The sequence below is a fragment of the Enterococcus sp. AZ171 genome (assembly GCF_051714005.1).
Taxonomy (GTDB): Bacteria; Bacillota; Bacilli; order Lactobacillales; family Enterococcaceae; genus Enterococcus_B; species Enterococcus_B pernyi.
Window position 1 is genome coordinate 189,557 of record NZ_JBIORA010000001.1, and the last position, 22,937, is coordinate 212,493.

Below are 22,937 nucleotides of genomic sequence, written 5' to 3' on the forward strand. Positions count from 1 at the left end.
AAGAGGACTTCAAGAAACCTTATTATATAAGGATTTTTGCGCTTATCAAAAAAACAAATAAGGGTTGATAAATAGGAATATACCATTCTTAAAACAATTTTTTTTTAAGTGGGAATTAAAAAAAAACGAAGCAATGACACAAGTCACTGCTTCGTTGATCAAAAGACGTTTATTCTTCAGTTGAACCAATCACTTCTGGTTCTGCTGCTTCACCAGTTGATTCTTCTTCTTCTGTTGGTGCAACAACTGCGGCGATTTGTTCTTCTCCATCAGTAATGATCGTGTATGCGTCATTTTTCGGTAGATCCGCTACAGTGATCGAATCACCTAATGCTAAATCAGTGATATCCACTTCGATGTTTTCTGGTAATTGATCTGGCGTAGCAGAAACAATCACAGTATATAAGTTTTGAGCCAATACACCACCAGATTTTACACCAGTAGATTCGCCGACAAGGACAACTTCTGTTTCGACTTCTGTTTCTTCTGTCATATTAACAGATAGGAATTCCACGTGTTCTAATTGGTTGGTAAATGTGTTTGATTGGATTTTATGAACAAGTGTGTTGACTTTTTTTCCTTCAATGTTCATTGTGATAACTGTGTTTGCGGCATTCTCACGCAATACTTTACTAAATGTCGCACTATCAAATGAAATTGGCGTGCTTTCTACATTGTAGCCATAAACGATTGCAGGAACTTTTCCTTCATGACGCAATTTGTTTCTCAATGAACGGGGACGTACTTCTCTTTTACTTACTTCTAATGATACTGACATAACCAAAATTCCTCCTTAAAATGTGACTGTCTGCTTTGGTGTCAGACAGATTTTATTTAAGTGAATGTCACATGGTCTCTTGCACATTATCAGGTAGCGCGAAAAAACGCAAAAAGACAGATGCGCGCATCTGCCCTTAAAAAGTCAGGATTCAACTTTTCTCCACCAGGTCATTACGCTGTGTATGAGAAATCCAATTCACTTTACTCTTTAACCGTAACGCGATTCACTGAGTAAGTCAAGGAAACAACTTAGCGTTTCCATTTTGCATGGTGTATGATTCAGGTTATAATGCTTATGTAGCTAGGAAAGGAAGCAGTTATGCGGTTAGATAAATTAATAGAAAAAGAATTAGAAACATCACGTAAAGAGATGAAACGACTTTTTGCGATGAAACTCGTACGTATCGATGGTAAAGTGGAACAGAAACAGAATCGTAATGTGGATAGTTTGCTCCACTGTATCGAAGTGGATGGCGTAAAGCTACATACAAATGAAGTATACTTTATGCTGAATAAACCGAAAAGAGCAGTAACAGCGGTGACGGACATTCACAAAACGACTGTTATCGATTTGTTGGCTTCAGCCGATCGCACACAACCTTTGTATCCAGTTGGGCGATTAGACCGAGATACAACAGGTTTATCGTTGATCACTTCCAATGGCCAATTAGGTTATGAAATGTTGTTGCCTGATAAAAAAGTACAGAAAACATATGTAGCAGTTGTCAATGAACAAGTGACAGAAGCTGATCGAATTGCTTTTGAAAAAGGAATTGTTTTTGATGGTGGTTACCAATGCTTACCTGCACATTTAGAGATTCTTGTCGCGCAACATAAAAAAAGTATCGTACGACTGACGATCGAAGAGGGGAAATTCCATCAAGTGAAAAAGATGTTTTTAGCTTGTGGAAAAAAAGTCACTGCATTGCAACGAATCAGCATGGGCCCATTACAACTAGATCCGCATTTGACTGAAGGATCTTATCGCTCATTGACGTTAGACGAACTAAAAAAATTAAAAAAATATTTTAAATAGTAATAATCATGAATTGATCGTTCATTCAATGAATTTGTTTTACACTCCTATTAGGAGTAAAATAGGAGTGAGAGGTGATGTTCTATGTCTGAAATCAAAGAAAAAGATAAAACCAACGAAAAAAAGAAAGTCCAAGTGAATATCAATAAGAATCTAGCTACTGACGTCGAAAGCATTTTAGATTCATTAGGAGTAAATCCATCAATCTTAATCACTGCTTTATATAAAAGGGTAGCTGCCAGAGGAGAAATTCCATTTGAGTTATCTTTAACAAGTAAAGAGAAGGCTGAACTGCAGTTAATGAGAGTTGCGGAAGAGTCTGTTGAAACTAATCCGCCAGAAAATAGCGGTGACCACGAAGATCTAGTGTCATGGATGAGAGATCTAGATGAATAGTCATGACGTGTTCTTGATCTATATTCCCTTTAACGATGGCGGTGGAGGGAAAACTCGTCCTGCTATTGCTATCCGTGTTCGAAGCAGAGGTTCATTCTTGATTCTTCCTATTACAAGTAAATATGAGAATAAATCAAAGGCGATCAAAAAGCGATATTATGAAATAAAAGACTTAGATTCTGCAGGATTAAACAAGAAATCTTGGGTAGGTACAGGAAACCGATTTGAATTGAAGAGTAATTTCAATCCCTACAGAGTCATTGGACATTTCTCAGAAGAAGATATTATTGGACTTTCTAAAATGATTTAGTGTCATTTAATAAGCAAGTGCACAGCCGGCGGTTCTAAGGCACTTGTTTATTTCTTTTATAGATAAACAATCAACAACCCACGAAAATGCAAATAAACGAAATATCAAATATAGAAGAAATAGGAGAATCAGATGAAATATCATACATTATTATTCGACGTAGATGATACGTTGTTAGATTTTCAACAAACAGAAACAGAAGCCTTGCACCAATTGTTTGCGGAACAAGGCATTGAACTGACACCAGAGATCAGAACAAGTTATAAAGCATTGAATCATCATTTATGGCGAGAATTTGAAAAGGGGCAGATGACAAGAGATGAAGTGACAGGCAACCGCTTTGGTCTGTTGTTCCAACAGTTTGGCAAGACCGTAGATAGCCAAGCAATGGATCAACGTTATCGACATTATTTGAATCAGGGCCATCATTGGATTCCTGGAAGCCATGAATTACTGGAAGCAGTGTCAAGTGAAGCAGAACTTTATATAGTGACGAATGGGGTTTCTCAAACCCAACATCAACGATTAACAGATGCTCGGATGATTCATTATTTTCGAGAAATTTTTGTCTCAGAAGCGATTGGCGCACAAAAGCCAATGAAGGCTTTTTTTGATCACGTGTTTGCTAATATTCCTGAGTTGGACAAAGAACGAACGGTGATTATCGGTGATTCACTGACTTCTGATATCAAAGGTGGAAATGAAGCAGGGATCGATACGATCTGGTTCAATAAAAATAAGTTGCCTGAAATACCAGAGATCCAACCAACCTATCGGATTGATTCTTTAGAAGAACTTTACCCGCTCTTGGAAATCTCACCTCATTAATTTTCAGAAAAATAGTGCATTTTCCTTTTTTTTCGCTATAATAGATTAGAATGAAAAAACGGATATGAAAGAGGTTTTAGTCAATGACAAAAAGCAAGCCAATTATCATTGGTGTGACGGGCGGATCGGGAAGCGGAAAGACAAGCGTCAGCCGAGGGATTTTTAGTCACTTTCCAGACCACTCCATCATGATGCTTGAACAAGATTCTTATTATAAAGATCAAAGTCATCTTAGCTTTGAAGAACGGTTGAATACAAACTACGATCATCCTTTTGCCTTTGATAATGAACTGCTGATCCAGCACGTTGAAAAACTACTGAACTATGAAGCCATTGAAAAACCAGTCTATGATTATGTTGCTCATACGAGAAGTCAAGCAACAATCATCCAAGAACCAAAAGAAGTGATTATTTTGGAAGGTATCTTGATTTTAGAAGACGAGCGTTTACGTGATTTGATGGATATCAAGATCTATGTAGATACAGACGATGACATTCGGATCATTCGCCGGATCAAACGTGATATGGAAGAGCGCGGCCGTACCTTAGATTCTGTGATCGAACAATATTTAACAGTCGTTAAGCCGATGTATCATCAGTTTATTGAACCAACAAAACGTTACGCTGATATTATCGTTCCAGAAGGTGGCGAAAATCACGTAGCTATTGACTTGATCACAACGAAAGTTGCTAGTTTTTTGAATCACCAGTAAAAAGATAAGAACAGGTGTTAGAACTGAAGTAGCCGTTATGCCTATCTTCTAAAACCAAATAAACGGCGTTTTATAAGTAACTTCTGCGGGTAATCAGCCATAAAGGAAGTGCTCAAATCCGAGAAATAAGCGTGAAAAACCGAAAATTTTTCTTCAAATTTTTGGGATTTCACGCTTATTTCTGAAGGAGCTACTTCACGTTGTTTACTCGGGCTTAGAAGGCACAAGAGGATCAAGCTTCTGTTGCTCGAAGTTGCATACGACGATTTTGTAGTTGTTCATTACTTGTTCTTTTATGAAACATAGAAAAATGAAAAGTGTAGGAGAAGCGTATGGTTGAGAAGAAAACATGGGTACATAGAACCATCCAAGTCGCACCACTCGTTGGATTAAGTATTTTTTTCATATTGATCATGTATGGCTATCGACATGGAATCTTTCAATCAGCAGATTCTTTGCAACAATTCATGCAACAGTTTGGGAGCTATGCGATCATTTTATTTATTCTTATCCAAATCATCCAAGTGATCATTCCGATTCTGCCAGGAGGGATTTCTTCTGTTGCAGGGATGTTGATGTTTGGAAATGTCTTTGGGTTGCTGTATAGTTGTATTGGCTTGATTATTGGTGAAGCAATCGGTTTTTTATTCGTGCGTTATTATGGTACGAGTTTTGTCCGTTTTATCTTATCACCAAAAAAATTCCAAAAATTTGAACAGCTAGTCATTGAAAAAACAAACAATATCAAAAAGGTATTGATCGTTACTTTACTTTTACCTTTTGCGCCAGATGATTTGATTTGTCTCGTCGCTGGATTGACGAAGCTTTCATTTAGAGAATACATGCAAATTGTTATTCTTTTAAAACCTTGGTCGGTCGCTGTATATAGTATGATCATGTTGTTTTTATTCCAGCAAGCACAAGGGCATTTTTAGTTCATTGAATGGAGGAAGTAAAATGTTGGAGAAAGTAGTAGTAACTGAGAAAGAACTCGATGAACTCGTGACAGTTATCCATGAAGTATGGCCCGAAGCCTTTACGCCGATTATCGGTCAAAAGCAAGTCGCTTATATGTTGGAGACGTATCAATCGAAAGAACAGATCGGAAAAGAATGTGCAGCAGGGGTCAACTATTTCTTATTGAAGTTAGAGGGAAAAACGATTGGCTATACTGCTTATGAAAAGATGGGTTCTTCGATCTATTTAAGTAAACTCTATATTCTTCGAGACGTACGAGGGAAAGGTTTGACCTCAGAAGTCTTTCGTTGGTACGAACAATTAGCAAAAGAAACAGAAGCACAGGAGATTTTCTTGCGTGTCAATCAAGGAAATCAACAAGCAATCGCAGTCTATCAACATCAGGGATTTGTCATTGAGGGAGAATTGATCAGCGATATCGGCGAAGGATTTCAAATGGTTGATTATAAAATGAAAAAAAGACTCGCATAAAATGGTAGCTTGTGTTAAAGTATACGTTATGCGACGGGTCGAGAAGATCTCTGAACGTTAGAGGTCTAATTGATTTTGGCGGCACATGATCCACCGATCACCTACCGGATGTAGGCGTGCTGGACAAGACTTTTGTGGAGAAGGACTTGTCTGTCTGATTCTTTCAGGCACCAGTGAGTGGCGAACAGAAATGTTCAGCACTCAAAAATAAGCAGGGATTCCCAAATTTGCTAGTCAAATTTTGTGGAGTTCCTGCTTTTTTGTCTATCGGTTGGCTGCGGATCAGTGGGCTGCTTTCACAACCTCTATAGGGTGTTGGCTGCTTTGCTCCTATGGTATAATCAGTTTTGTACCTATAGACATATGGGTATGCCTATAGAGATGATGCGTTGACATGACAAGTAACTCATGTTTAACACGTAAGGAGTTTTTATATGATTGATAATATCAAACGATTTGGGCGGAACTTTACCCAGACGACACCTTTTATTTTGAGTAATACGGTTATCTTGGTGCCGTATCTTTTATTTTTAAGTTTGAGTGATGGGAACCAATGGTTGTCGATTTTACCCTTCACTTTGTTCTATACCTTTCGAATGACAGGTCTGTTTTTAGTTAGTAGTATTCGCTTTGGTCTGGATAGTTATACCTTGTTGATGATTTCTTTATTGATGGGTGGCGCAGGTTCGTTGATCGGGATTTTTGGCGTCCTTTATTTCCCGCTGTATTATCTGTCAAGTGTACTTTTAGGGCTAAGTGCGGCATGGCTGATCCCCACAAATATCACAGTGAATTACCATGAAAAACAACAGGGATTCACGAACATGTCAGCAAATAAATTTCCATTTGCGATCCTGTTGTTGCTTGTTTTGTTTCGGGTGATCGAGCTTCCCGGGTCGACGCAAGTCGTGATGACGTTAGCGTTATATACATTGTTCTACATTATGGCATACCATACGATCAGTCATTATCCTCGCTATGAATTGGATTTTAAAGAGATGAAGTCGAATGTGGTAGTGACCAAAGAGTTGCTTTTATTTATCGGCTTTTTCGTTTTGTTGTTTCTTTTGAGAAATGCTCGTTTGTTGATTGATCCTGCATTATTTGACGTAGCAATCTATGGATTTATGCTGTTGTTTCTATTTGCAGCTTTTTATCTTGGAAGGGCTAGAAAGCAGTGGAAATTACCTACTTGGTTAAATAGTTTTACTTTTCTGAATGGCATGTTAGGTAATTTTCTTTTTTTATTCGGGACACTTTATATCGGCCGCGTCTATGGTTTCGACTATTTAGGCGTATATATGTATTTACCTTATATTGCAGGCATGGTGTTAGCCAAAATCATTGGCAATCAAGCAATCCAGATTCCCACGATCGAACCAGTCCTCATTCAATTAGCTGGATTATTTAGTTCGTTGATGGTTCTGTTACTTCCACAAATCGGCTTTGTGGTTGGTTTATTCTTATTAAGTTTTTGGCACGCGGTAGTAGGTAGTTGGTTGAATCGTACGTATTATGAGATCGATACAGAAATACCGATGGATAATCGTGTGATCAAAAAGTTTACGACACAAAACAAAGGAAGTGTGACCCATCAATTTTTATTGATGTCATTGCTGTTGGTGACGGCACGATGGTTGGACGAACCTGTGAGTGTATTGCTCCAATTGACTGGTAGTCTGAGCGTACCAAAAGCGATGATCCAATTGTTAGTTTACGTAAAATGGATAAATGTCAGTGTATTGATCCTGGGAGTAATCGCTGTTTATCTTTTATGGAGGAAAGAACATGCAAAAAATATTCATTGATGGTGACGGCTCCCCAGTGAAAAATGACGTGATTGAAATTGCGGCATCTTTTCAATTAGAGGTGATGATCGTGACAAGTGTCGATCACTATACCAATAAAGAGTATCCAAGCTATGTACAGTTTGTATACGTCGATAAAGGGGCAGACAGTGCAGATTATAAAATCGTCGGGCTGATCAAAAAAGGTGATTTTTTGATCACTCAAGATTATGGCTTAGCTTCATTGGTCTTACCTAAAGGTGTTCGAGTCTTTCATCAATCGGGGAAGGAATTTGATACCACGAACATTGATGGATTATTAGAACAACGTTATCAAAGCAGTAAGTTGAGAAAAGCGGGCATTCGGACGAAAGGGTCGAAGCCTTTCACTCATGAAGATCACCAAAGGTTCAAAAAAGCGTTGATCCGAGCGCTTGCAGAAATTTGAATAGAATATAAAATAGGTGAACATTGTTTCTAACTAAACAGAAGCGGTGTTCCTCTTTTTTATTACTAAAAAAGTACGATATCTTTGATTGATTCTATAACAAAAGATATAATTATGAAGATTATTTAATTATATAATCATATATTTTTAACCAAAAAAGAAGGGAGTGCAGAAAATGAAACATGTGAAGGCGTTGGTGGTAAAAGCAATCATGATTTGGGCAATTTTGTGGATCGTTTTAACGGGACTGTATGGTGTTAGTTTCATGGATTCAACGATTGTCGGAGTAATCATTGTTGTCATGATCTATGTATTAGGTGATTTATTGATTTTACGAAAAGTAGGAAATATCGCGGCTACAATTGCAGATGCTGGTTCAGCTGCAGCCATTCTATGGTTATATCTTTATTTTATGAACGATATGACGGATATTTGGATGAAGGTTTTAGTACCGGCGGTATTGATCGGGATCGCTGAATGGTTCTTCCATAAGTGGTTGCTCTCGCAAAGAATCGTACCAGATGAATGAAAAATGAAATAATCAAACCAAAAAAGCTAAAATTATCAAATAGATAGCGAGTAAAAGGCTACAGACTAAAAAACAGGAATAGTCGTATCCGCAACTCTAATCATCAAGCAATGAGGTTGTGTCAAAAGTATACAGTTAAAAAAATAAACGAGAACATCCGAAAATAGTTTCATATTTTGGGATGTTTTCGTTTATTTTCGTCTTTTTTTATAATAGTTGATCAGTGTATCAATGGCTAAAAAGAGAATGACCACAGCTGCGATCGTATACGTGAATATACCTAATAGTGTAATAAAATTGATTTGATCGTCTGGTGCAGCTTGGACAAGCAACGAAGAGCCGACGATCAATGCGGCGAGTATCACACCAAATACTAAACGGTTCACCATACTTTCGATCCGGTTCATCAGTTGGTCTTGTTTTTTTAGTTCCAAATTGATTTTTCCTTGTCCAGAACGCCAAGTTTCTAGAAGGTGATAGACTTGTTGCGGGATTTTCGGTACGGTTTTGATACCATCGAGTATATCTAAGCCCGCTTGCTTCAAGGTATCTTCGACAGAGAGATGTGCTAAGAAATATCGTTGTGCAATGGGCGTAGCGACTTCCATCAAAGATACTTCAGGATCAAGGACACGAATCACTCCTTCTAATGTGCTAAACGCTTTAAGCAATAACGTGATATCACGATCGATTTGTAAGTTGTTCTGGTGGCAAATCGAGACGATCTGCGCAAAGACTTCTTGCAAGTCGATTTCTTCAAGGGGGAGGTCTAAATATTGCGTCAAAAAGCTAGCGAGTTGTTGATGGAATTCACTTTCATCAAAAGGCCCTTCTTGTTGACATAAGTTGATGACGGCTTTTTCAATACGGTAAATATCTCGTGTATAAATCGCTAAAACGATTTCCATCAGCTTTTGTCTTAGCGAAGCGGAGAGACTACCCATCATACCGAAATCAATATAACTGATTGTATATGGTTGCAATGGTTCAGTGACAGTAGCAGTCGTTTTGAAAGAAATCGAGCCTAGTTGTTTTTTGTGTTCTTTTGTGTCTGTCGTTACATTTTCTGAAAGTTCTTCAACGCTTAAAGGATGGAACAATAAATTCCCAGGATGTGGATCGGCATGAAAAAAGCCATCGTCAAAGATTTGCTTCATAAAATGTTCGATCAATCGTTTAGCCACTTGTTGTTTCAATTGAGTATTCGTAAGTGTCTCAATGAGGCGTTCATCCGTTTCTTCAAGATTCATCAATTGGTTGAAGTTCTTTCCAGACATTTCTTCCATCACAATAACTTTTTTTGTGCAAAGTGCCTCATAGATTTTAGGGGATCTAATTTCATACCAATGGTTGTTTAGATTATAGAAACGTGCACCATTTTGACTTTCTTTGTAGAAGTCCAATTCGTTTGTCAATGAACGTTTGACTTCTTGCAACACGCCTTTTAAATCGATGACGCTTGTTTCAGGAATATATTTGATCAAAGGAATCGCCCGTTCGAATAACTGTAAGTCCATCATGATTTCCTTCGCAATATTTGGATGTTGGACTTTTACAACGACTGCATCACCATTCTTTAACGTTGCACGATGCGCTTGACCCATAGAGGCAGAAGCGAAAGGTGCTTTATTGAAGCTAGTAAAAATCGTTTCTAAGGATGCGTCTAATTCCTGTTCAATCGTTTTTTTCGTCGTGACAAAGGGATCACTTGGTACATTGTCTTGCAATGTTTTGAATGTCTTAGTAAACTCAGCAGAGAGTAAGTCATCACGGACAGAAAGCATTTGCCCAATTTTTATAAAGGTTGAGCCAAGTTCTTCAAAGGCTTTTTTTACTTGTTCAGGATTTTTTTGTTGGATCAGATTAGGCAGAACATTTTCTTTGATGAATACGTGAATGATTTCTGTTAACCGGCTTCGAGAAGTAGTTTTGGTCATAACTATGCCTCCTTTCTCTTATCATAACGATAAAGAAAAAGAGCGACAACTATTCCGCTGTTTTTTGAATAAAATGACATGTACCTCACCTTTTTTCAAATAAGCTGTTTGCATCTTTTGTTTTTGTGCTAAAATATGAAGTAAAAATGAATGATATCGAATACAGGAGGAAAATCTTTTGAAGATTACTTTATTATATGGTGGACGCAGTGCGGAACACGAAGTTTCGATTCTTTCAGCGTTTTCCGTTTTAAATGCTATTTATTATGCTTATTATCAAGTACAGCTCGTATTTATTAGTAAAGACGGACAATGGGTCAAAGGCCCGTTGTTGACTGAAAAACCTACAAGTGAAGAAGAATTGCACTTGACGTGGGACCCAAGTGGGAAAATGACAGAAGGATTTACGGGTACTGTCATCAATCCAGGAGAGATCAAAGAAGAAGGAAACATCGTCTTCCCAGTTCTTCACGGTCCAAATGGCGAGGATGGCACGATCCAAGGATTCTTAGAAACCTTGAATATGCCTTACGTCGGTGCGGGTGTACTGACAAGTGCTTGTGCCATGGATAAGATCATGACAAAATATATTTTACAAGCAGCCGGTGTACCGCAAGTACCTTATGTTCCAGTTTTGAAGAATCAATGGAAAGAAAATCCTAAAAAGGTATTTGACCAATGTGAAGGCTCATTGCTTTATCCGATGTTCGTGAAGCCAGCAAATATGGGATCAAGCGTGGGGATCACTAAGGCTGAAAATCGAGAAGAATTACAGAATGCCTTAGCAACAGCTTACCAATACGATTCACGTGCCATCGTTGAACAAGGAATCGAAGCACGGGAGATCGAAGTCGCTGTTTTAGGGAATGAAGACGTCCGCACGACCTTGCCTGGTGAAGTGGTAAAAGACGTGGCATTTTACGATTATGATGCGAAGTACATCAATAATCGCATCGAGATGCAGATTCCAGCAGAAGTACCAGAAGAAGTCCATCAAAAAGCACAAGAGTACGCAAAATTAGCGTATACGATGTTAGGTGGAAGTGGCTTGAGCCGTTGTGATTTCTTCTTGACGAATAAAAATGAATTATTCCTTAATGAATTAAATTCAATGCCTGGATTTACAGCATTCAGCATGTACCCCTTGCTATGGGAAAATATGGGCTTGAAATACGGTGACTTGATTGAAGAGTTGATCCAATTAGGCTTGAACCGTCATAATCAAAGACAAAGTTTCTTTGACTAATTGAAACGTAATCAGCACAAGTATGAATGTGTCGAAGTAGTATGTATAGCAAAATAAAGGTTGTGGATGATCATCTGGTACTGATTGAAAGCGAAAGATTTTTACTATTCGACGCTATCAGTATTGGCGATTTTCACCACCTTTTTTGTTCCTATTCCTATAGGACTACTGGTCTAAATCGAAAGGACAGAGAATGGATGAACATAACAATACAAGAAATTGCTCAAGCAGTTGGCAGTCATCATGAGTCAACCCAATCAATCACAGGAGTAGAATTTGATAGCCGCAAAATCAAAGAAGGCGATTTGTTCGTTCCTTTAGCTGGCACAAGAGATGGGCATGAATTTATTGAACAAGCTATCGCAAATGGGGCAGTTGCTTCTTTTTGGAGTTGGGCAGCCGAAAAGGCACCAGAGGGGATCGAGATCATACCAGTTTCTGATCCTTTAAAAGCAATGCAAGAGTTGGCGCAGTATTATTTAAAAAAAGTTGGGGCGGATGTAGTGGCTGTTACCGGTAGTAATGGGAAGACGACCACAAAGGATCTAACAGCTTCTGTCTTAGCGCAAGGATATAAAACTTATAAAACACAAGGAAATTACAATAATAATATTGGCATGCCTTATACGATCTTGCATATGCCTCAGGATACTGAAAAAATCGTTTTAGAAATGGGAATGGATCATGCCAATGAAATTACGGAACTCTCGTTGCTGGCACAACCAAAAGTTGCAGCAATCACGATGATCGGTGAGGCTCATATCGAGAATTTAGGGTCACGAGAAGGTATCGCCAAAGCAAAAATGGAAATTGCTGACGGGTTGCTACCAGACGGATTATTGATCGTACCGAATAATGAACCATTGTTAGAACCGTTGGTTGCTCCATTGTCTCAAAAAATCAAGACGTTTGGAATCGAACAAGGCGATATTTCTGCACAACAAATCATCGAAGAAAAGCAACAAACGACATTTATCGTTGAAGGCGAATCATTCACGATCCCTTTACCTGGTAAGTATAATGTGACGAACGCGCTGATTGCTTATGCGATCGGGCAGTTTTTCGGGTTGTCTCTGTCGGAAATCCGACGAGGTCTAGCAACTGTCTCAGTGACACAAAATCGAACAGAATGGCTGACTGCTGGAAATGGGGCAGCGATCTTAAGTGATGTTTATAATGCCAATCCTACAGCCATGGGATTAGTCTTAGATACTGTAGCAAGCCTCCCAGCAGCGGGACGAAAACTTGCCGTTTTAGCCGATATGTTGGAGCTAGGAGTAGACTCGCCTCTCATGCATGCTTCAATGAGTGAACATATTTCTTCAGACATCTTCTCGATGATCTTTTTGTATGGAAAAGAAATGCAGGCGTTAAAAGATGCTTTGGCTCAGAAATATCCTGATTTGCCGGTTTATTATACCGAAGAAAATAAAGAGCAATTGATTGCAGCGGTGATTGCTGAGATCCAGCCAGATGACACGATTGTACTAAAAGGTAGTAATAGTATGGGCTTGATTGAAGTGGTCGAACGACTACAAGAAATGAAATAAAAACTGTAAACTTGCAGAAAACAATAAATTATGCTAGAATAACCTATTGCCGAAAGATGAAGAGAAATTGGACTGGCTTGATGATGAAATGCGAAAGCCAGATGTCATAACAATGATAAAGCTGAACGCGACCCGTTTGGCTTTTCTAATGCCTAAACTTCGCAAAGTGATTTTTCGGTGGTGCCACAGGGGCTAAGAATGGATGGGAAACGTGCGTGGCCACTGTCAAAAAAGCAACAGACACTTTGACCGAACAAAAGACGGGGTAGCAAACTATAGCTACATCCTCAGTTAACAACCATATAGGAGGATTCATTTGAAATTTAAAGAACTAGAATTATCACCAGAATTATTAAAATCAGTAGAACGTGCAGGATTTGAAGAAGCAACACCGATCCAATCAGAAACGATCCCACTAGCCTTGGAAGGCAAAGATGTGATTGGACAAGCACAAACAGGAACAGGTAAAACTGCTGCGTTTGGCTTACCGATGTTAGAGAAAATCGATGCAAATCGTCAAGAACTACAAGGATTGGTTATTGCACCAACACGTGAATTAGCGATCCAAACACAAGAAGAACTTTATCGTTTAGGACGTGACAAACGTGTCCGTGTCCAAGCTGTCTATGGTGGCGCCGATATCGGTCGCCAAATCCGTGGATTGAAAGACCGTCCACATATCGTCGTTGGTACACCGGGTCGTATGTTAGACCATATCAACCGTCACACATTGAAACTTGGAACAGTTGAAACATTAGTATTAGATGAAGCAGACGAAATGTTGAACATGGGCTTCTTAGAAGATATTGAAAGTATTATCTCTAAAGTACCAGACCAACGTCAAACACTATTGTTCTCAGCAACAATGCCACCAGCAATCAAAAACATCGGTGTGAAATTCATGAAAGATCCAACACACGTGAAAATCAAAACCAAAGAAATGACTGCTGATTTGATCGATCAATACTATGTACGCGCAAAAGAATACGAAAAATTCGATGTGATGACTCGCTTGCTCGATGTACAATCACCAGAATTAACGATCGTCTTCGGACGTACAAAACGTCGTGTAGATGAATTAGCTCGTGGCTTAGAAGCTCGTGGCTATCGTGCAGAAGGTATCCATGGCGACCTTTCCCAACAAAAACGTATGAGCGTATTACGTTCATTCAAGAGTGGTCATTTAGATATTTTAGTTGCTACAGACGTAGCTGCACGTGGTTTAGATATCTCAGGAGTTACTCATGTATACAACTATGATATCCCACAAGACCCAGAAAGCTATGTTCACCGTATCGGTCGTACTGGTCGTGCAGGTAAAGGTGGTATGTCAGTAACTTTCGTTACACCAAACGAAATGGGTTACTTACATGTTATTGAAAACTTAACGAAAAAACGTATGACAACTTTACGTCCACCGACTGAAAAAGAAGCATTCAAAGGACAACTAGGCGCTGCTATTGAACAAATCGAAGAAAAACTTGAAGAGAATGGCTTAGATAAATATCTGCAAACTGCGGATAAATTATTGGAAGAATACTCTGCTCAAGATTTAGTCGCTTTATTGTTGAAAACAATAGCCAAAGATCCATCCGATGCAACACCAGTAAAAATCACACCAGAACGTCCATTGCCTATGCAGAAAAAAGGCTACAACAAAAATGGTAAACGTGGTGGCGGAAGTGGCGGCGGAAACAACCGTAATCGTCGTGATAATGGCAACTACCGTGGCAACAAAAATTCAAAAGGTAGCGGTAGCTACAGCAAAAACCATAACAAACAAAAAGACAATGGTGGAAAACGCACAAACGACAAAAAACGTGGTTTCGTGATCCGCACGAACAACGACTAATCCACATGTAAAGTGGTGGTCTTAGAAGGACCATCCGAATAAGCCCGTCAGATCCAAAAATAGCTTACCTATTTTTGGCCTTGGCGGGCTTATTTTGTATTGTTTATTTGGCAATGATAGATAATGAAAAAAACAAACATACTCTCTCTTTCATTACATAAAGAAGTAGAGATCATAGGGTAAAAACCTACTAATAATGGGAAGTCTAAGAGTATTAAGTATAAATTTAACGTAGTTCCTCTTTTTAGTAGGTAATTTAGATAACTTTAATAAAAATGTTATTTAAAAAAATAAAATATTTAGCTTTTTTAGGATATAGCAACAAATTTTTGTTTTTTTTGTTTATTAAGTAAAAATAATTTCTTTTTTTATGCGTGATCCATGGTAAATTAGAATTAATACCAATAAAATGATTTTATAAACAAACAAGGCGGAAAATGATTTATATATCAGCTGTTTTTCGAATTGTAAGTCTTATTTTTTTGAAAAACGTTCGTAAAAAAAGAAATGAAGTGACTTGAACTGTTTTCTTTGCATCAGAGATTTTTATCAATCAATTCTCAATGGTTTTTTATTGGAGAAAATGAAGAAGTGGGTTTTCACTAGGAAACAACTTTCATTTTTGTTATTTCTAGACTTATTGGTGGTAAATTGTCTAAAATTTGGTAGAATTAGAGTGTTCTAAAATTTTTTGAAAAGAGAATCGTGTATGATAAAAGGGATTGGGATTGATGCAGTTGAACTGTCGAGGATTGCTAAGATCATTAAAGAAAAGCAAAACTTTATTGATCGTGTACTGACACCAAGTGAAATCGAAATGTTTCGTTTGCTGCCATTTCATCGTCAGGTTGAGTTTTTAGGCGGTCGTTATGCATGTAAAGAAGCTTTTTCAAAGGCTTGGGGAACAGGGATCGGTAAAGTTACCTTTCAAGAGATCGAAATTTTAAAAAATGGATCAGGACAACCAATTGTAACGAAATCTCCACATGAAGGAGCAGTCTGGGTCAGCATCACACATACAGACGAGTTAGCTTTTGCACAGATTATTTTAGAAGACTAGAAAGAAGGAAGAACAATGGTTATTGCTTGGCATCGTCCGACAAAAGCAATTGTACATAAACAGGCAATTACAGAAAATGTAGCAAATGAAATAGCTCGATTGAATGGGAAAGAATTGTTTGCTGTTGTCAAAGCAGATGGTTACGGTCATGGAGCAATCGAAACAGCAGAAGCTGCAAAAAAAGGTGGAGCTTCTGGTTTTTGCGTAGCTACTTTAGATGAGGGAATCGAGCTGAGAGAGGCAGGTTTCACACAACCTATTCTTGTATTGAATATGGTTCCGATCGATGCGTTGACACTTGCAGTCATCCACGATCTATCTATTACTGCGGGAATAAAAGAATGGTTGGAAGCTGCGGCTACTTATATAGCAGAACGACATCTAGAATATTTATTGAAATTGCATTTGAAAGTCGATACCGGAATGGGAAGAATTGGCTTTCTCAATAGTGCAGAAGTGAATGAGGCAGTGGAAATCATCCAGGATAGTCCCAATTTAGAATGGGAAGGGATCTATACTCATTTTTCTACAGCAGATCAAGCAGATACCACCTATTGGGAACAGCAGAACCAAAAATTCAGTGAGATCATCGAAAGTCTACCTACTTTACCAAGATATGTCCACAGCAGTAATAGTGCTACTGCATTATGGCACGAAAAAGCTACAGGCAATATGATCCGCTATGGGGTAGCAATGTATGGCTTGAATCCATCCGGTCACGCGTTAGCGGAAGTGTATCCCCTACAACCAGCGCTTGAACTTGTATCTGAATTGATCCAAGTGAAAGAGTTGCCAGCAGGAGAAGGTGTAGGTTATGGAAAAACCTATACGACTTCAGCTTCAGAATGGATCGGAACTGTACCAATCGGTTACGCAGATGGTTGGTTACGGAAAATGCAAGGTTTCTCATTATTAGTGGAGGGGAATTATTGTGAGATCATTGGTCGTGTATGCATGGATCAATTGATGATCCGTCTGCCCTATCAAATGCCAGTAGGAACTAAAGTGACGTTGATTGGGGAAAATCAACAGGCTAAAATCACAATGCAAGATGTAGCAGATCAATTGGGTACGATCCATTACGAAGTCGCATGTGTGCTAGGGCCCCGCATACCTAGAGAATATCAAGAGTGAGGAGAGGCGTATGGTAAAAAGAGGAGATATTTATTTTGCTGATCTTTCTCCGGTGGTAGGATCAGAACAAGGTGGGACAAGACCGGTCTTAGTGATTCAGAACAATTTAGGTAATCATTTTAGTCCAACGGTCATCGTAGCAGCAATTACTGCGAAAATGGCGAAACCTAAATTGCCCACACATATAGGAATCAAAGCGACCGGAACAGGGATCGAAAGAGACTCAGTCATTTTACTTGAACAAATCAGAACGATTGATAAGTCCAGATTAAAAGAAAAAGTCTGTCATTTGGAACGATCGATCATGTTAGATGTCGATCGTGCATTAAAAATCAGTGTTGGTATCGAAGCGCTTGTCCCAGTGTCAAAATAAAAGACAAAAACAGCACGCTTATACATAAAAAATAGCACCGTGTGTTTAGTCAATCATTGCGCGATTCAGCGCTTGGCAACAACAAAAAAGAGGAACTTCAATGGTCTGGGACATTCGTCCTATCGCACCACCTAAAACCGAATAAACGGCGGGAACAGAAGTAACCTCTTCGAAAATAAGGCGCCATCCACAAAAATTTGAAAAATAATTTTCGTGGATGGTGCCTTATTTCTCGAAGCTAAACATTTTGATCCCGACCTCTGGCTGTCGTGCCTTTTTTTGTTTGTGTGGTTCAGTTTTGCCGGATTTTCCAGTTCTATCGGAAGATATGGTTTATAAAATAACAATATATATATTGAAAATAAGATTATAATTTTATGAGTAACCAATTTAGACATTTTTTTAGAAACTATGGTAAGCTTTTTATAACAGATTTATTTGACTACACATAAAAAATTTATCGGGATGCTACATTTGATAGTGGACTAGTGGATAAAAGAAGATTAATTATTTATTAAGCAAAAGATGACAACATTCGGACAGTTTGATTTAACTGTCAAAAAATTAGTTGCTGGATTGAAAATAGGATTGAAAATCGTATGGTTTTCATGATAAAGTGATGCAGCTGAAACAAAAAAAGGTGATGAATATGAAATCAATAAAAAATACAATAAACTTATATTTACTTGATTGGAAACGAATTTTTAAAAATCCTGTTGCGACTCTCTTGATCATCGCAATTATGATCATTCCTTCATTATATGCTTGGTTCAATATCAAAGCATTATGGGACCCTTATGGCAATACAGGGGAATTACCGATTGCTGTTTATAGTGCAGACAAGCCGGCTGAGTTTGAAGGACAAGACGTTGCCATCGGAAAAGAAGTACTGAAATCATTACATGAAAATAAAGATTTAGGTTGGCAGTTTGTTGACTCTAAAAAAGAATTAGAAGACGGTGTACGGTCTGGGGAGTATTATGCTGGTATCTATTTGCCAGAGAATTTCTCGGAGGATTTATTAAGCTTTACGAGTGGTGATATCAAAAAGCCGGAAATTGAATATACAGTCAATGAAAAAATCAATGCCATTGCACCAAAAATCACAGATAAAGGTGCATCTACGATCCAATCACAAATCTCCAGTGAATTTATTCGGACGGCGAGCGAAACTTTACTAAAAGTCTTTAATGAAATTGGGTACGATATCGATACAAATCTGGTAAGTATCAATAAAGTAAAATCAATGATTTTATCAACAGATGAAAACTTAGATACGATCGATGGCTATACCCAACAAGTACTTGATCTACAAAAACAACTACCAGATATCAAAGACAAATTAGCGAAAGCAAATGAATTTGTTGATTATCTCCCAGAAGTGGATGAGATGGGACAAAAGGTCGTTGAATTGAACGATAAAATGCCAGAATTAAAGGAACAAGCCAAAATCATTCTTGACCTTCAACAAAAAATCCCGGAGATCCAAGATGCTGGACGACAAATTGCTGAAATCGACAACGATTTTTCATCAATCGAAGAAACGATGAATCAAGGAATCGAGGAAGCAAAACAAGGATTGACCATCATCCAACAAGTCCAAGACATTTTACCTGATGTGAAAAATTTAGAATCACAAGCGAAGAATCTCGCAGAGGATACCAAAACGGGCGCTGAACAATTAAAAGAAGCAGTACCAGGTATCACGACAAGCGTGAAGACGACGTTAGATTCGATTGGGCAAGTAGCGACCACAACAGGTTCATTAGCGAAAACAATCGAAAATGCTGTCAAAGATGGGCAATTGACAGATGATGAAAAAACGAATATCAATAACTTGTTAACTAATTTTATCAACAGTATTAATGAACAACAACAAGCAACTGACAAGTTGATTTCATTTTTGGAAGATTTACAAGCCAACGCTGGTAATACAAAACTACAACCTATTATTGATACATTGAAGAGTGTTAAACCAGTATTAACTGATTTACAAAATCGTTTAACACGATTAAATGAAGCTGTTCAAGCAGGAGATGTTTCTCAAGTTACTAGCCTTTTAGAAGAAGTACAAGCTGCTGCTAATTCTGTCAACAGATTGATCAGTAGTATCAATGTAAATGAAGTCAGCACCACCGTTGAATCAATCTTGACTCAAGTGATCGATACGATCAGTACGGCGCAAGGTGCGATGAGTAAAGCAGATCAAATCGACTTTGATTCGCTATTAAATTCAACCAAAGCAACCGTGACAAATGCGGTGGCGATCTTAGAGAAATATCAAAAAGAAATGCCTGCAATCGGTCAAGAGGTCCATGATGCAAATACGATGCTAAATGGTAATATGGAAACGATCGTAAATGGAATCAATAAGGGAGCTGACCTATACAATAACGACTTACCTGTATTAGAAGAGAAACTTGGTTTAGCTGCTGATTTTATCCAAAATGATTGGCCAACGATCAAAAATGAAATCAATACCACAATGACCACCGTCAACGATAAAATGCCAGAAGTCGAAACAGCAGTGAATGCTGCGGCAGACTTGATCACGAACGACTGGCCAAACATCAAAGCTGGTATCCAAAAAGCCGCAGACACGATCCGTAAAGGAGAAGAAGAGGTTGATCTTGGGGAAGTCATCAAACTCTTGAAATTAGATGCGACAAAGGAAAGTGAATTCTTTACGATGCCTGTGGAACTGCAAACTAATTCGTTGTATCCAATCCCTAATAATGGATCAGCAAGTACACCGTTCTATACTGCGCTATGTTTGTGGGTAGGTGCGGTCTTACTTTCAAGTGTCGCTACAACAGATTATTATTTAGATAAAAAAGCGCGTAAAAACTATACAAAACGGGAACAGTTTGGCGCCCGCATGTTGACCTTCTTGACGATGGCGATCGCTCAAAGCTTGATCGTTACTTTAGGGAACATGTTCTTGCTTGGTGTGTATGTAGTGAATCCAGTTTACAGTGTACTGTTTGCTGTTTTGATTGCTTTGTCATTTATGATGATCGTCTATGTTTTAGCAGCACTGTTTGACAATGTCGGCAAAGGGATAGCCATCATTATTCTTGTCTTGTCCATATCTGGTGGTGGTGGGAACTATCCAATTCAAGTTTCAGGGAAATTTTTCCAAATGATCAATCCTTTCTTGCCATTTACTCATGCAGTCAACCTCTTACGTGAATCAGCTGGTGGTATCTATTGGCCAAATGCGCTACATGCGATTTTGATATTAGTCGGCATATTTATTGTCGTAGGAATCGTTGGTACAGTATCCTATCCATTTGTAAGTGAAAAAATGAAGAAATTCAAAGAAGCTGCGCATGAAAGTCGAATCTTCCACTAGAAACGTGATGCCATCTATTCGTTTCTCGTAAAGGTTTGAAGTCTCAGTTTTTAAGTGAAGACGAGTTTAGGATAACGTTATTTTCCTAAGCTCGTCTTTTTTCTATACCAGAGAAAGCAAGTGGTTTAATTATGGAAATCACTCTAAAAATGAATTAAAAAAATATGGGGATTTTCTATCGATATTTTTCCCGAATTTTGTTGACATTTAAAGGTCAAGGGCGTACTATAACATCTTGTTTACTATAAAAAATGACACCTGTAATTCGTAGGGGAAAAGGTGTGTAAAGGAGCATAGAAATTGGATTACTTAAAAAGGTTGTTAGTAGGGAAGCCGTTGAAGTCGGCGGAAAACGACGAGCATAAATTAACAAGGTTTGCTGCGTTAGCACTACTATCTTCCGATGCGTTGTCATCGATTGCGTACGGAACAGAACAAATCGTTGTGGTATTAGTGGCGTTGTCTGCTGCTGCGATCTGGTATTCATTGCCAATTGCTGCATTTGTTATTATTTTATTGATTTCATTAACTCTTTCTTATCGGCAGATCATTCACGCATATCCACACGGGGGTGGAGCTTACGTTGTTAGTAGTGAGAACCTCGGTAAAAATGCTGGACTGATTTCGGGCGGGTCTTTATTGATCGATTATATGCTGACTGTTGCGGTTTCCGTCTCAGCCGGTGCAGAGGCGATTACTTCTGCTATACCAGCTCTATATGGGCATCAAGTAGCGATTTCAGTGACTATCGTCCTCTTGTTGATGATGTTGAACTTACGTGGACTGAGAGAGTCAGCTTCGTTTTTACTATTCCCAGTCTATACATTTATTCTCGTCATCTCCTTATTGATTGTCGTTGGTTTGTTTAATATTGTGACTGGGGCAGTACCATTACAAGCAACAGCATTGCCTGGTGCAGTTGTCCCTGGGGTTTCCGTCGCATTGATCTTACGGGCTTTTTCTTCTGGTTCTTCTTCATTGACTGGTGTAGAGGCAATCAGTAATGCAGTACCGTTCTTCAAAAAGCCACGGGCGAAAAACGCAGCGATGACCTTGACGATGATGGCATTGATCTTAGGATTCTTTTTTGTAGGGATCACGTTTATCAACTATTGGTATGGAATCGTTCCTGAAAAAGAAGTAACTGTTCTTTCCCAAATCGGACAAGCTGTTTTTGGACATGGGATCTTGTATTATATCTTGCAATTTGCGACAGCTTTGATTTTGGCAGTGGCAGCAAATACAGGGTTTTCTGCCTTTCCAGTATTAGCCTATAACTTAGCAAAAGATAAATTCATGCCTCATATGTACCAAGATCGTGGTGATCGTTTAGGGTACTCAAATGGGATCATCACGCTTGCATTAGGGTCGATTGTGCTATTGTTTATTTTCAATGGCTCTACTGAACGATTGATTCCATTGTATTCCATTGGTGTATTTATCCCCTTTGCATTATCGCAAACAGGAATGGTCATCAAATGGAAAAAAGAAGGCAAAAAGTGGTGGACGAAATCAATTGCGAATATTACGGGTGCATTTATCTCTTATGCCATCATTGCAATTTTATTTGTTTACCGCTTAGGGGATATTTGGCCGTTCTTCATCATCATGCCAATCGTCATGTTCGTCTTCTATAAAATTCATGATCATTATAAAAAAGTAGCAGAACAACTTCGATTAGAAGACGAAGTAAACTTACACGAGTATGAAGGAAATACGGTTTTGGTACTTGTAGGGAACGTTACGCGGGTAAATACCGGAGCGTTGAATTATGCGCGTTCGATTGGTGATTATGTTGTTGCTATGCACGTTTCATTAGATGAGGATATCGAAAAGGAAAAAGAGATCCAAGCAGAATTTAAAAAGCATTTTCCAGATGTTCGTCTTTCAATCGTCCATTCTTCTTATCGGTCGATTCAAAATCCGATTTTGCGTTATGTGGACATAGTCAGCAAGAATGCTGCAAAACAAAATTATACGACGACCGTATTGATTCCACAGTTTGTACCAAATCGCAGATGGCAGAATATCTTGCATAATCAGACGAGTCTGAGATTGCGTTTACGTCTTTCTTGGCGTGAAAATATCGTCGTAAGTACGTATAGTTATCATTTGAAAAAATAATTACATGATAGCGAGTAACAATTTTTGACC

The 22,937-nt window shown here is 38.5% G+C and carries 20 protein-coding genes; 18 read left to right on the forward strand and 2 right to left on the reverse strand.

Annotation, left to right across the window (positions count from 1 at the left end):
• Positions 1 to 169: 169 nt before the first annotated feature.
• Positions 170 to 778 (reverse strand): 50S ribosomal protein L25/general stress protein Ctc, encoded by a 609-nt coding sequence (locus IGJ49_RS00925; protein ID WP_023518943.1) that lies wholly within the window; start codon positions 776 to 778, stop codon positions 170 to 172.
• A gap of 321 nt (positions 779 to 1,099) precedes the next feature.
• On the opposite strand from IGJ49_RS00925, the gene IGJ49_RS00930 reads away from it, so the two are divergent.
• From IGJ49_RS00930 to IGJ49_RS00975, 10 genes are all read left to right on the forward strand, one after another.
• Complete coding sequence (locus IGJ49_RS00930) at positions 1,100 to 1,816, forward strand: 16S rRNA pseudouridine(516) synthase (protein ID WP_010734367.1); 717 nt, start codon at positions 1,100 to 1,102, stop codon at positions 1,814 to 1,816.
• A gap of 84 nt (positions 1,817 to 1,900) precedes the next feature.
• Positions 1,901 to 2,212 carry a type II toxin-antitoxin system RelB/DinJ family antitoxin gene (locus tag IGJ49_RS00935; RefSeq protein ID WP_010734366.1) on the forward strand — a complete coding sequence of 104 codons (312 nt, stop codon included), beginning with the start codon at positions 1,901 to 1,903 and terminating at the stop codon, positions 2,210 to 2,212.
• The gene (locus tag IGJ49_RS00940; protein WP_438722184.1) at positions 2,205 to 2,522 is read left to right on the forward strand and encodes a hypothetical protein; all 318 of its coding nucleotides are present in this window, start codon (positions 2,205 to 2,207) and stop codon (positions 2,520 to 2,522) included. Before IGJ49_RS00935 ends, IGJ49_RS00940 begins: the two co-directional genes overlap by 8 nt.
• Positions 2,523 to 2,654: 132 nt before the next feature.
• Positions 2,655 to 3,350 (forward strand): YjjG family noncanonical pyrimidine nucleotidase, encoded by a 696-nt coding sequence (locus tag IGJ49_RS00945; protein ID WP_010734364.1) that lies wholly within the window; start codon positions 2,655 to 2,657, stop codon positions 3,348 to 3,350.
• An 83-nt stretch (positions 3,351 to 3,433) separates the two neighbouring features.
• Positions 3,434 to 4,063 (forward strand): uridine kinase, encoded by a 630-nt coding sequence (gene udk / locus IGJ49_RS00950; RefSeq protein ID WP_010734363.1) that lies wholly within the window; start codon positions 3,434 to 3,436, stop codon positions 4,061 to 4,063.
• A 332-nt stretch (positions 4,064 to 4,395) separates the two neighbouring features.
• Positions 4,396 to 4,998 carry a TVP38/TMEM64 family protein gene (locus tag IGJ49_RS00955; protein ID WP_023518945.1) on the forward strand — a complete coding sequence of 201 codons (603 nt, stop codon included), beginning with the start codon at positions 4,396 to 4,398 and terminating at the stop codon, positions 4,996 to 4,998.
• A gap of 25 nt (positions 4,999 to 5,023) precedes the next feature.
• On the forward strand, positions 5,024 to 5,512 hold the full coding sequence (locus IGJ49_RS00960; RefSeq protein WP_175401354.1) for a GNAT family N-acetyltransferase: 489 nt from the start codon (positions 5,024 to 5,026) through the stop codon (positions 5,510 to 5,512).
• Positions 5,513 to 5,946: 434 nt separating this feature from the next.
• A complete protein-coding gene (locus IGJ49_RS00965) occupies positions 5,947 to 7,320 on the forward strand; it encodes a hypothetical protein (RefSeq protein ID WP_023518946.1) in 1,374 nt (457 codons plus the stop codon).
• On the forward strand, positions 7,301 to 7,747 hold the full coding sequence (locus tag IGJ49_RS00970; protein ID WP_438722185.1) for a YaiI/YqxD family protein: 447 nt from the start codon (positions 7,301 to 7,303) through the stop codon (positions 7,745 to 7,747). The genes IGJ49_RS00965 and IGJ49_RS00970 overlap by 20 nt, the downstream gene beginning before the upstream one ends.
• A 175-nt stretch (positions 7,748 to 7,922) precedes the next feature.
• Positions 7,923 to 8,276: a DUF2512 family protein gene (locus IGJ49_RS00975; RefSeq protein ID WP_438722186.1), complete on the forward strand. Its 354-nt coding sequence runs from the start codon at positions 7,923 to 7,925 to the stop codon at positions 8,274 to 8,276.
• A gap of 191 nt (positions 8,277 to 8,467) precedes the next feature.
• On the opposite strand, the gene IGJ49_RS00980 is transcribed toward IGJ49_RS00975, so the two are convergent.
• Entirely contained in the window at positions 8,468 to 10,213 is a 1,746-nt protein-coding gene (locus IGJ49_RS00980; protein WP_438722187.1) for an ABC1 kinase family protein, read from the reverse strand.
• 178 nt (positions 10,214 to 10,391) lie between these two features.
• Between IGJ49_RS00980 and IGJ49_RS00985 the strand changes: the two genes are divergently transcribed.
• The 8 genes from IGJ49_RS00985 to IGJ49_RS01020 all read left to right on the forward strand — a co-directional run bounded on the left by IGJ49_RS00985 (position 10,392) and on the right by IGJ49_RS01020 (position 22,907).
• On the forward strand, positions 10,392 to 11,459 hold the full coding sequence (locus IGJ49_RS00985) for a D-alanine--D-alanine ligase (protein ID WP_010734355.1): 1,068 nt from the start codon (positions 10,392 to 10,394) through the stop codon (positions 11,457 to 11,459).
• A gap of 197 nt (positions 11,460 to 11,656) precedes the next feature.
• Complete coding sequence (locus IGJ49_RS00990) at positions 11,657 to 13,009, forward strand: UDP-N-acetylmuramoyl-tripeptide--D-alanyl-D-alanine ligase (RefSeq protein ID WP_062805855.1); 1,353 nt, start codon at positions 11,657 to 11,659, stop codon at positions 13,007 to 13,009.
• A 316-nt stretch (positions 13,010 to 13,325) separates the two neighbouring features.
• Positions 13,326 to 14,861 (forward strand): degradosome RNA helicase CshA, encoded by a 1,536-nt coding sequence (gene cshA / locus IGJ49_RS00995; RefSeq protein ID WP_010734353.1) that lies wholly within the window; start codon positions 13,326 to 13,328, stop codon positions 14,859 to 14,861.
• 709 nt (positions 14,862 to 15,570) lie between these two features.
• Positions 15,571 to 15,921 (forward strand): holo-ACP synthase, encoded by a 351-nt coding sequence (gene acpS, locus IGJ49_RS01000; RefSeq protein ID WP_010736606.1) that lies wholly within the window; start codon positions 15,571 to 15,573, stop codon positions 15,919 to 15,921.
• A 15-nt stretch (positions 15,922 to 15,936) separates the two neighbouring features.
• Positions 15,937 to 17,055, forward strand: coding sequence for an alanine racemase (alr, locus tag IGJ49_RS01005; RefSeq protein WP_010736605.1), 1,119 nt, complete (start codon positions 15,937 to 15,939; stop codon positions 17,053 to 17,055).
• Between the two features lie 10 nt (positions 17,056 to 17,065).
• Entirely contained in the window at positions 17,066 to 17,428 is a 363-nt protein-coding gene (locus tag IGJ49_RS01010) for a type II toxin-antitoxin system PemK/MazF family toxin (RefSeq protein ID WP_019722700.1), read from the forward strand.
• 649 nt (positions 17,429 to 18,077) lie between these two features.
• Positions 18,078 to 20,783 (forward strand): YhgE/Pip family protein, encoded by a 2,706-nt coding sequence (locus tag IGJ49_RS01015; RefSeq protein ID WP_438722188.1) that lies wholly within the window; start codon positions 18,078 to 18,080, stop codon positions 20,781 to 20,783.
• A 300-nt stretch (positions 20,784 to 21,083) separates the two neighbouring features.
• Positions 21,084 to 22,907: an APC family permease gene (locus tag IGJ49_RS01020; RefSeq protein ID WP_010736602.1), complete on the forward strand. Its 1,824-nt coding sequence runs from the start codon at positions 21,084 to 21,086 to the stop codon at positions 22,905 to 22,907.
• Positions 22,908 to 22,937 lie beyond the last annotated feature (30 nt).